This window comes from Amycolatopsis sp. 195334CR, assembly GCF_017309385.1.
GTDB lineage: Bacteria > Actinomycetota > Actinomycetes > Mycobacteriales > Pseudonocardiaceae > Amycolatopsis.
The window spans coordinates 2,237,037-2,247,871 of sequence record NZ_JAFJMJ010000002.1; the positions used below are offsets into that span (position 1 = coordinate 2,237,037).

9 protein-coding genes are annotated in these 10,835 nt (G+C 71.8%); 7 read left to right on the forward strand and 2 right to left on the reverse strand.

Going from position 1 to position 10,835, the window contains the following annotated elements:
- Positions 1-11 precede the first annotated feature (11 nt).
- Both JYK18_RS33365 and JYK18_RS33370 read right to left on the reverse strand, forming a co-directional pair.
- Positions 12-659 carry a response regulator transcription factor gene (locus JYK18_RS33365; protein ID WP_206807380.1) on the reverse strand — a complete coding sequence of 216 codons (648 nt, stop codon included), beginning with the start codon at positions 657-659 and terminating at the stop codon, positions 12-14.
- On the reverse strand, positions 647-1,885 hold the full coding sequence (locus tag JYK18_RS33370) for a sensor histidine kinase (protein ID WP_374195090.1): 1,239 nt from the start codon (positions 1,883-1,885) through the stop codon (positions 647-649). Before JYK18_RS33370 ends, JYK18_RS33365 begins: the two co-directional genes overlap by 13 nt.
- 288 nt (positions 1,886-2,173) lie before the next feature.
- Between JYK18_RS33370 and JYK18_RS33375 the strand changes: the two genes are divergently transcribed.
- The 7 genes from JYK18_RS33375 (at position 2,174) to JYK18_RS33405 (ending at position 10,822) form a co-directional block, all read left to right on the forward strand.
- Complete coding sequence (locus JYK18_RS33375; protein WP_206808278.1) at positions 2,174-2,917, forward strand: ABC transporter ATP-binding protein; 744 nt, start codon at positions 2,174-2,176, stop codon at positions 2,915-2,917.
- 4 nt (positions 2,918-2,921) lie between these two features.
- On the forward strand, positions 2,922-5,483 hold the full coding sequence (locus tag JYK18_RS33380; RefSeq protein ID WP_206807382.1) for an ABC transporter permease: 2,562 nt from the start codon (positions 2,922-2,924) through the stop codon (positions 5,481-5,483).
- Between the two features lie 102 nt (positions 5,484-5,585).
- Positions 5,586-5,954: a nuclear transport factor 2 family protein gene (locus JYK18_RS33385; RefSeq protein WP_206807383.1), complete on the forward strand. Its 369-nt coding sequence runs from the start codon at positions 5,586-5,588 to the stop codon at positions 5,952-5,954.
- 9 nt (positions 5,955-5,963) lie between these two features.
- Positions 5,964-7,076 carry a branched-chain amino acid aminotransferase gene (locus JYK18_RS33390; protein ID WP_206807384.1) on the forward strand — a complete coding sequence of 371 codons (1,113 nt, stop codon included), beginning with the start codon at positions 5,964-5,966 and terminating at the stop codon, positions 7,074-7,076.
- Positions 7,073-7,828, forward strand: a complete 756-nt coding sequence (locus JYK18_RS33395) for a thioesterase II family protein (RefSeq protein ID WP_206807385.1) — start codon at positions 7,073-7,075, stop codon at positions 7,826-7,828. Before JYK18_RS33390 ends, JYK18_RS33395 begins: the two co-directional genes overlap by 4 nt.
- Positions 7,829-7,831: 3 nt before the next feature.
- Positions 7,832-9,454: a citramalate synthase gene (gene cimA / locus JYK18_RS33400; protein WP_206807386.1), complete on the forward strand. Its 1,623-nt coding sequence runs from the start codon at positions 7,832-7,834 to the stop codon at positions 9,452-9,454.
- A gap of 27 nt (positions 9,455-9,481) precedes the next feature.
- Positions 9,482-10,822 (forward strand): serine hydrolase, encoded by a 1,341-nt coding sequence (locus tag JYK18_RS33405; protein ID WP_206807387.1) that lies wholly within the window; start codon positions 9,482-9,484, stop codon positions 10,820-10,822.
- Positions 10,823-10,835 lie beyond the last annotated feature (13 nt).

The following is a 10,835-nucleotide window of genomic DNA, read 5'->3' on the forward strand; positions in this document are numbered from 1 at the left end:
CGGAGCGCGCTTCAGTGCGCTTCCTGGAGGTAAGCGAGCACCGCCAGCACCCGGCGGTGCCCGCTTTCGCTCTGCTGCAGGCCGAGTTTGGCGAAGATGCTGCGGATGTGCTTGCTCACCGAGGTTTCGGTGACGAAGAGCATGCCGCCGATGGTGCTGTTGTCGTAGCCCTCGGCCATCAGCCCCAGCACCTCCAGCTCGCGCTTGCTCAGGTTCCCCAGCGCGTCGCCCTTCTTCTGCTGGGTGAGCAGCTGCGCGATCACCTCCGGGTCGATGGCCGTGCCGCCCTCGACCACGCGCCGCAGGGAGTCCAGGAAGTTCTCCACCTTGCCGACCCGCTCCTTGAGCAGGTAACCGACCTTGCCGCCCTCGGACAGCAGTTCCGTGGCGTAGCTGTGCTCCACGTGCGCGGACAGCATGAGCACCGGGAAACCGGGGTAGCGGCGCCGGGCCTCGACGGCGGCACGCAGCCCCTCGTCGCGGAAGGTCGGCGGCAGCCGGACGTCGACCACGGCGACGTCCGGCCGTTCGGCACCCAGCACGGCGAGGAAGTCCACGGCGTTCTCCAGCGCCGCCACCACTTCGAAGCCCTCCGACCGGAGCAGCAGCACCAGTCCTTCGCGCAGCAGCGCGTCGTCCTCGACGATCACGACTCGCACGGCAGCACCACGTTCAGCTCGGTGGGACCGCCGGGCGGGCTGCTCAGCGACATCTCGCCGGAGAACGCCGCGATCCGGCGGCGCATCCCCATCAGGCCGGTGCCGAGCGCCTCGTCGGCGCCCCCGTGCCCGTCATCGCAGACTGTGATCAACAGATTGTCCTTTTCACTGGTCACCCAGACTTCGACGGTCTCCGCGCCGCTGTGCTTGGCCACGTTGGTCAGCGACTCCGAGACGATGTAGTAGGCGGCCGCCTCCACCGCGGCCGGGATCGGCGGCACGCGGTCCACGTTGAGCTCACACGGTATCGAGGACCGCGAGGTCAGCGCGGACAGCGCGCCGGCCAGTCCCCGGTCGGCCAGGATCGGCGGGTAGATGCTGCGGACCACCTCGCGCAGCCCGGCCAGCGCGTCGGTGGCCGCGTCCTGCGCCTTGAGCACCAGCGGCAGCGCGGTGGCCGGATCCCGGCGCAGCGCCCGTTCCACCATGCCCAGGTGCATCGACACCGCGACGATCCGGTTCTGCGTGCCGTCGTGCAGCGCGCCCTCGATCCGGCGCAGCTCGATCCCGTGTGCCTCCAGCGCGGCGGCGCGGCTGACGGTCAGCTGCGCGACCTGCTCGGCCAGCCGCAGCCGCCGCCGAGGGGGCGGCGAGAGCAGCCGCCTGCCGATCCCGGCGTGGAACCGGGCCAGCGGCGGCGCGATCAGCATGGCGATCAGCGTGTAACCGGTGGCCAGGCCGAGCATGCCGAACGCACGCGGCCAGGAACTGATCTGGTAGATCATGCTGACCGGCCGGTCGGCCGGGACCAGCCACCACCACAGCGGCACCGACACCGCGAACAGCGTGCCCACGGTCAGCGCCAGCCCGGCCACCCCGAGGAAGATCCCCAGTGTGGCGTGGAAAAGCAGGTACAGCAGATCGCGCCGGGTCGCCTCGTCGGTGAGCGCGACGTGCAGCCGCGTGGAGGCGGGCCCGGTCAGCGGCCGGTAGTCCTCGGCCACCTCGACCCCGAGGTAGCGGGAGATCCGGCGGCGCTCCAGCCGGGTCAGCCGCCGCGACCCCCTGATCACGCCGGGGATGAGCAGCACCCCGATGAGCAGGATGCTCAGCACGATCACCAGGAACGGCAACAGCGCCAGGGTCAGCACCGAAAGCAGGGAAGTGCCGAATCCGCCGAACAGATATCGGCAGGAGCGGACCGTGTCGAGGAATCGATTTCGAATGCGGAGAACCGCGCTTTCGACGGTGAATTGATCCGCGCTATCCGCTGTGTCCGCCATGTCCGACAAGGCCGTGACTCGCTGTTCCCCCGTGAATTCCCCGTGGTGGAGCCTAGCCGACCCCGGTCGCCGCTGTCCACCGGACCGGGGTCGCCCGGCCGGGCGGTACAGCTGGCTGTACCCCGGAAGCGGGGTCCTGCCAGATTGTCCGCCGCTCCCGGCGGCAAATACGATCGCCGCAGCCGAGAAGAACCCGGGGGAACAGCAATGAATGGAGCGGCAAAGGCCGTGATGGAACAGCGGGCGACGGCCGAGTCCGTCCGGCTGGAGGCGGTCACCAAGGTCTACGGCACCGGGAAAAGCGCGGTGCACGCGCTGCGCGGGGTGGACCTGAACCTGCCGCACGGCAGCTTCACCGCGGTGATGGGCCCGTCCGGTTCCGGCAAGAGCACGCTGCTGCACTGCGCGGCGGGGCTGGACCGGCCGACCTCCGGCGCGGTCCGGCTCGGCGATAAGGATCTGTCCCAGCTCACCGAAGCCCAGCTGACCGAATTGCGGCGGACCAGGGTCGGCTTCATCTTCCAGGCCTACAACCTGATCGGCTCGCTGACCGTGGCCGAGAACATCACCCTGCCGCTGCGGCTGGCGAACGTGAAGACGGACAAGGCGTGGCTGGCCGAGATCGTCGCGCAGGTGGGGCTTTCCGACCGGCTCAAGCACAAGCCGAGCGAACTGTCGGGCGGCCAGCAGCAGCGGGTGGCGATCGCGCGGGCGCTGATCACCCAGCCCACCGTGGTCTTCGCCGACGAGCCCACCGGCGCGCTGGACACCCGCACCGGGCACCAGGTGCTGGAGCTGCTGCGGCGCATGGTGGACACGCTCGGTCAGCGCGTGCTGATGGTGACCCACGATCCGGTGGCGGCGTCCTGGGCCGACCGGGTGGTGTTCCTCGCCGACGGTGCGCTGGCCGGGGAACTCGAACGGCCGTCGCCCGATCAGGTGGCCGACCGGCTGACCAGGCTCGGGGAGTGGTGAACCGATGTTCGGCCTGGCCTGGCGGACGATCAAGGGGCGCAAGGGCGGTTTCGCCGGTGCCTTCATCGCGCTCTTCGCCGCTTCCGCGCTGATCACCGGCTGCGGGATCCTGCTCGAATCGGGGCTGAACTCCGGCGCGCCGCCCGAGCGGTACGCCGGTGCCCCGGTGGTGGTCGGCGCCAAGCAGGCGCTGGAGGACCCGAACGTGCCGGACATCCCGTACGGCGGCCGGGTCCGGCTGCCCGCGGACACGGTGGCGGCGGTGGCCGCGGTGCCCGGGGTGGCCTCCGCGCTCGGGGACGTCAGCTTCCCGGTGACCATGGCGAAGGACGGCGCGATCGTGCGGCCGGCGTCGGCCGCGGTGTACGGGCACGGCTGGGATTCGGCCGCGCTCGGCCCGTTCCAGCTGACCGGCGGCCGCGCCCCGGCCGGGGCGAACGAGGTGGTGCTGGACGACCGCCTCGCCGGCGAACTCGGGCTCGGCGTGGACAGCCGGTTCACCCTCGCGGTGGGCGCGGTGCCGTCGGAATACCGCGTGGTGGGGCTCACCGGACTGTCGGGGGACGGTGAGCTCCGCCAGCACGCGGTGTTCTTCACCCCGGCGGAGGCGGGAAAGCTGGGCGGTCACCCCGGCCAGGTGGACGCGGTCGGCGTGCTGCCCGCGGCCGGGGCCGACCCGGCGGAACTGGCCACCCGGATCGACACCGCGCTGAGCGGGCGCGGGGTGCAGCTGTTCACCGGCGACGAGCGCGGGGCCATCGAGTTCCTCGACGTCGCGCAGGCCAAGGGCACGCTGGTCGCGGTGGCCGGGTCGTTCGGCGGGGTGGCGCTGATGGTGGCGCTGTTCATCGTGGCCAGCACGCTGGCACTGCAGATCCAGCAGCGGCGCCGGGAGCTGGCACTGCTGCGCGCGATCGCGGCCACGCCGAAGCAACTGCACCGCCTCATCGGCATCGAGAGCGTGCTCGTCGCGCTCGTGGCGGCCCTGCTCGGCCTGGTGCCGGGGGTGCTGCTCAGCTCGGCGATGCGGGACGCCTTCGCCGGGATCGGCCTGGTCCCCGCCGACTTCGCGCTGGTCACCGGCCCGGTGCCGATGCTGGTCGCGGTGGTGCTCTGCGTGGTCGCGGCCCGGGTGGCCGGCTGGCTTTCCGCGCGCAAGGCCGCGCGCATCCGCCCGGTGGAAGCGCTCGGCGAGGCCGCGGTGCAGTCGCCGAAGCTCGGCTGGGTGCGCTCGGTGGTCGGCGTGCTGCTGCTGGCCGCCGGGGTCGGGTTGTCCATGCTGCCGCTGGTGGTCTCCGGGGACACCGCGACCGGTGCCGCCGCGATGTCGGTGGTGGTGCTGGTGATCGCGGTCGCGCTGCTCGGCCCGCGGCTGGCGGTGATCGCCATCGTGATGCTCGGGCCGTTCCTCCGCGCGAGCTCGCGGACCGGTGGCTACCTGGCCGCGGCGAACACCCGGGCCAACTCACGCCGCCTCGCCTCGGCCATCACCCCGTTGGTGCTGGCCATCGCGATCGCGTCGGTGCAGTTGTTCACCGGCACCACGCGCATGGCCATCGCCGAGGACCAGGCCAGTGCCGGCGTGGTGGCCGACTACGTGGTCAGCGGTGGTGCGTCCGGGCTGTCACCCCGGATCGCGGACGAGGTCGCGGCCGTGCCGGGAGTGGCCACCGCGACCCCGGTGCTGCGCACGCAGCTGCTGGGCGACTACTTCGTGGCCGGGGCGACCAACTCCAGCACGCGTGCCTTCGGCGCGCAGGGCGTGGCTCCGGCCGGCCTGGCCGCGAACATGGACCTCGACGTCCGCCAGGGCAGCATGGACCAGCTCACTGGCGACACCGTGGCGCTGAGCCAGGTCGGCTCGGAGCTGTTCGAGGCCGGGCCGGGGCAGCGGATCCAGCTGCACCTCGGCGACGGCACGCCGATCAACCCGATGGTGGTGGCCGTCTACGGCAACGGGCTCGGCTTCGGTGACCTCACCCTGCCCAGGGACGTGCTGCTGGCGCACAGCCCGAACGGGCTCGACGACATGGTGCTGGTCAAGGCCGAGCCGGGCGCGGCCGAGGCGGTGCGGACCGCGCTGGAGGGCGTCGCGGCCAAGTACCTCGGGGTCGGCGTGCAGGACCGGGCCGGGTTTTCCGCGGCGCAGCAAGGGAAGTTCGAGATGCAGGGGCTGGCCACCACGCTGCTGCTGATCGCGGTGTTCGCCTACATCGCCATCGGGGTGGCCAACACGCTGGTGATGGCCACCGCGGAACGCCGCCGCGAGTTCGCCCTGCTGCGCCTGGTCGGCACGGACCGGCGGCAGGTGAGCGGGATGATGCGCACCGAGGCCTTCGTGGTGATCGTGATCGCCGCGGTGATCGGCTCGGTGCTGGCCGTGCCGCCGCTGGTCGGGGTGAGCCTCGGGCTGAGCGAGCGGGCCGATCCGTACCCGGCCGTCGATGTGCTGACCTACCTGGCGATCCTGGCCGTCACCGCGCTGATCGCGTTGCTGTCCATCATGATCCCGGCACGGCTGGCCATGCGGACGCGGCCGGTCGAGGCGATCGGCACGCGCGAGTAGCACGCGGTTGTTTCGCGGTGCCTTAACCGCGTTGTCCGGTCGTCCACCTCGGACGAAGCTGGTTCGCGCAAGCGAAATTCCGGGGTGTGTTGGGAGATCGAGATGACGGTTCTGCCCGAGTTTCCGGTCGAAGCCGTGCGCCGCTACTACCGCCTCGTCGACGCGGGTGACGTCGACGGGGTGGTGGCGTCGTTCACCGAGGACACGGTCTACCGCCGACCGGGTTACGAGCCGATCGTCGGCCACCGCGAACTGCGCGAGTTCTACCGCGGCACCAGGGTGATCGAGCGGGGTGAGCACCGGATCTCCTCGGTGGTCGCGCACGACGACCTGGTCGCGGTGAACGGGGACTTCACCGGCACGCTGAAGGACGGCACCGCGGTCGAACTGCGGTTCGCCGACTTCTTCACGATCAGCGCGGACGGCCGGTTCAGCACCCGTGAGACCTTCTTCTTCGCCCCGATGGTCTAGGTGAGTCCCATGACGACAGTGACCACCTCGCTCACCGTCCACCCGGTCGCCTCGCGGCTGTCCGCGGCGGACCGCGCGGCCCGGCTGCGCAAGCCCGCGTTCGGCTCGGTGTTCACCGAGCACATGGTTTCCGCGCGCTGGACCGCCGAACGCGGCTGGCACGAGGCCGAACTCCGGCCGTTCGCGCCGATCGAGATGCCGCCGTCGATGGTCGGCCTGCACTACGGGCAGGTGGTTTTCGAGGGCCTCAAGGCGTTTCGCGGCGAGAACGGGGAGGTCGCCCTCTTCCGTCCCGACGAGCACGCCGAACGGTTCCGGAACTCGGCCCGCCGCCTGATGATGCCGCCGCCACCGGTGGAGCTGTTCCTGGAGGCCGCCGCGGAGCTGGTGCGCCAGGACCAGGACTGGCTGCCCGCCGACCCGAACATGAGCCTGTACCTGCGCCCGGTCCTGTTCGCCAGCGAGGCGGACCTGGGGCTCCGGCCCGCTGTGGAGTACCGGCTGCTGGTGATCGCCTTTGTGACCGAAGGTTTCTTCGGCAGCACGCTGAAGCCGGTGACGGTGTGGCTGAGCGAGGAGTACACGCGCGTCGCGGCCGGTGGCACGGGCGCGGCCAAGTGCGCCGGCAACTACGCGGGCGCGTACGCCGCCCAGGCCCAGGCCGCCGCGCACGGCTGCGACCAGGTGGTCTGGCTCGACCCGGTGGAACGCAAGTGGGTCGAGGAACTCGGCGGCATGAACCTGTTCTTCGTGCTCGGCGCGGGCGACCGCGCGAGCCTGCTCACCCCGCCGCTGACCGGCACGATTCTGCCCGGCATCACCCGGGCCTCCCTGCTCACCCTGGCCGGGGACCTGGGCATCCCGGTGCGGGAGGAGCGGCTTTCGGCGGCGGAGTGGCGGGACGGCTGCCGCGGCGGCGAAATCACCGAGGTGTTCGCGTGCGGTACCGGGGCCAGGGTGTGCCCGGTCGGCGAGGTCCGATCCGCCACGGATTCCTGGACCGTGCCGGGGCGGGGCGAGGTGACCGCCCGGCTCGCCGAGCGGTTGTTCGGCATCCAGCGCGGCACCCGGCCCGACCACCACGGCTGGCTCCACCACATCGGTGAAAGGGGTGCCGGATGACCGCGGCACGCGAACGGACCGAGGCGCGCTGGCTCCGGCGGTTCGGCGGACCGGAGGACCCCGCGACGCGGTTGGTCTGCTTCCCGCACGCCGGGGGCAGCGCCAGCTTCTTCCGCGGCTGGCCCGCGTTCCTGCCGTCCGAAGTGGAGCTGCTGGCCGTGCAGTACCCCGGCCGCCAGGACCGGATCTCCGAACCGCTGATCGGGGAGATGGCCGTGCTGGCCGACCGGATCACCGAGGCGATCCGTCCCCGGCTCGACCGGCCGACCATCCTCTTCGGACACAGCCTCGGCGCGACGGTGGCCTTCGAGGTCGCCTCCCGGATCGCCAAGAGCAGCGCGCTGGCGGGGCTGGTCGTTTCGGCACGGGCGGCACCTTCGCTGGCGCGGCCGCACAGCGTCTACCGGCGCGACGACGCCGGTGTGCTCGCCTACCTGCGCGAGCTGGGCGGCATGGACAGCCGGGTGCTGGCCGACCCCGAACTGCGCGAACTGGCGCTTCCGGTGGTGCGCAACGATCTGCGGATCGCGGGCACCTACCACTACGTCGAGCGCCCGCCCCTGGACTGCCCGATCACCGCGATCGCCGGGGAGTCCGACGGCACCTTCCCGCCCGAGGACGCCGCGGGATGGGCCGCGCACACCACCGCCGGGTTCGAGCACCACGTGCTGCCCGGCGACCACTTCTACCTCGAGAACGCCCCGGCCGCCTTTGTCGGCCTGCTCGCCGGGGCACTGGCGAAAGCGCGGTGAGCGATGGTGCGCACGACTCCGGCAGGCACCCCGCTGGGGGACCGGTTCCACCTGTACGACACGACGTTGCGGGACGGGGCCCAGCGCGAGGGCATCTCGTACTCGGTCACCGAGAAGCTCGCCGTGGCGCGGCTGCTCGACGAACTCGGTGTCGGCTTCATCGAAGGCGGCTGGCCGGGCGCGCTGCCGAAGGACACCGAGTTCTTCGCCAGGGCCGCCGACGGTGAACTGGACCTGCGGCACGCCGCGCTGGTCGCGTTCGGTGCCACCCGCAAGGCCGGTGTCCCGGTCGAGCAGGACCGGCAGGTGCGGGCGCTGCTCGACTCGCGCGCACCGGTGATCACCCTGGTGGCCAAAGCCGACCTCCGGCACATCACCGCCGCACTGCGCACCGACGTGGCCGAGAACTGCGCCATGGTCGCCGACACCGTCCGCTTCTTGGTGCGTGAAGGGCGCCGCGTCTTCCTCGACGCCGAGCACTTCTTCGACGGCTACCACCACGACCCGGATTGCGCGCTGCGCGTGCTGGACGCGGCGGTGACCGCGGGCGCCGATGTCGCGGTGCTCTGCGACACCAACGGCGGTCGGCTGCCGCTGGAGGTGGCCGAGACCGTGGGTGAGGTGGCCGCCAGGACCGGGTTCCGGCTCGGCATCCACTGCCAGGACGACACCTCGTGCGCGGTGGCCAACACGATCGCCGCGGTGCAGGCCGGGGCGAGCCACGCCCAGTGCACCGCGAACGGCTACGGCGAACGGGCGGGCAACGCCGACCTGTTCGCCGTCACCGGGAACCTGGTGACCAAGCTCGGGCTTCCGGTGCTGCCGCCCGGCGCACTGGCCGAGCTGAGCCGCGTCTCGCACGCCGTGGCCAGGATCGCGAACCTCGCCCCGAACGCCCACCAGGCCTACGTCGGGAACTCGGCCTTCGCCCACAAGGCGGGTCTGCACGCGAGCGCGATCAAAGTGGATCCGGAGCTGTACAACCACATCGTTCCGGAGACCGTGGGCAACGGCATGCGGGTGCTGGTCACCGAGATGGCCGGCCAGGCCAGCATCGAGCTCAAGGGACGGGAGCTCGGGCTGGACCTGGCCGGTTCACCGGAGGTGCTGCGCTGCTCCGCGCGGCGGGTGAAGGAACTGGAGGCGCAGGGCTGGTCGTTCGAATCGGCCGACGCCTCACTCGAACTGCTCATCCGCGCGGAGATGGCCGAAGCACCCGAGGCGCCGTTCGCGCTGGAGTCCTACCGCGTGGTGCTGGACCGCCGCCAGGACGGTGAGATCACCTCCGAGGCCACCGTCCGGGTGCGGGTGGCCGGCCGGCGGGTGATCGCCACCGCCGAGGGCAACGGCCCGGTGCACGCGCTGGACGCCGCGTTGCGCGAGGCGCTGCGGCCCGCGTACCCGTGGATCGCCAGCGTGGGGCTGGTCGACTACAAGGTCTCGATCCTGCCCCAGGAACAGGGCACCGACGCGATCACCAGGGTGCTCGTCGAGTCCGGGGACGAGGAACGGACCTGGCGGACGGTCGGCGTGCACCCGAACATCGTCGAAGCGAGCTGGCTGGCCCTGTGTGACGCGCTGGCCTACAAGTCGATGACCGCGGCCGCGCTCACCGGGGCGGCCTGAGTGCCCGGCGACCGAGGGGAGTCCGGTGTGGACGAACGGGTGGAACTGCTGACCGAGCTGGTGCGCCGCTACCGCGTGCCGGGCGCGCAGCTGGCGGTGTACGAACACGGGGTGCTGACCCAGGTGGAGGTCGGGCACGTGCGGGCGGGAGGGGAACCGGTCGCGCCGGATTCGCTGTTCCCGCTCGGCTCGGTGACCAAGTTCGTCACCGCGACCCTGGTGCTCCAGTTGGTCGGTGACGGCGACCTGGAACTGGACGAGCCGATCGCGACCTGGCTGCCGGAGCTCCGCGGCGGCACGCCCGGGTCGGCGACCGTCCGGCAACTGCTCAGCCACACCAGCGGCCTGCCCGACATGGTCGGCGCCGAGGTGCGGCCGGGTGCCTCACTGCGGGCCCATGTGCTCGCCGGACGCGGTGAGGAACTGGTCTGCGAGCCGGGGAAGACCTTCTCCTACTCGAACTTCGGCTACGTCGTGGCCGGGTACCTGGTGGAGCAGATCACCGGGATGCGGTGGGCGGAGGCGGTGCGGTCGTTCCTGCTCGACCCGCTGGGCGTGCCCGGCGGCGTGCTCAGCGAACCCGGGCCGGGGATCACCCAGCACGCGGTGCACCTGCCGACCGGTGCGGTGCAGGTGGTCGAGCCCGAGGTGCCGCTGGCGGTGGTCCCGGCCGGGGCGCTGACCACCACCGCGGCCGGGTTGCTGACCCTGGCGCTGCCGCACTGCGGCGGGTTACCGGCGGACATGCCGATCCTGGAACCGGCCCAGATCGAGGAGATGGGCCGGACGATTCCCGGGGCCGAACCGTTCGGGCTGGCCAACGCCTGGGGGCTCGGCCTCGCCGGATTCGACCGCCAGTGGCTCGGCCACGACGGCAACACCGGTGGCGCCACCTGCACCCTGCGGATCCACCCGGCCACCGGCACGGCACTGGTGCTGATGACCAACGCCACCTCGGGCAGGCAACTGGCCGACCGGTTCCTCGACGACCTCGCGGCGCGAGGCTTCGGCCCCGGCGCCTACCACGTACCCGATCCGGGAACACCGTTGTCCGGCAAAGAACTCCGTGCGGCAGCGGCCGAACTGACCGGGCGGTACCGGTCCGGCGGCCGGGTGATCGACGTGCGTGCCGAAGAATCCGGCGAACTGGTGCTCCAGCAGGGCCACGGCGGTGGCTCGCGGCTGACGCTCTACCCGAACCTGGTGTTCCAGATCGCCGGGAAGGCGGGGGAGCGGACCGCGCCGCCGGAAAGCCCGGAAGGACTGCGTGGCGACGAATTCACCGAACACCACCGGTTCCTGCGGACCGCGGACGGCCGGATCACCGGTGTGCAGTACGCCGGCGGCCGTGTGGTGACGCGCGTTTAAGCTGGTTCTACAT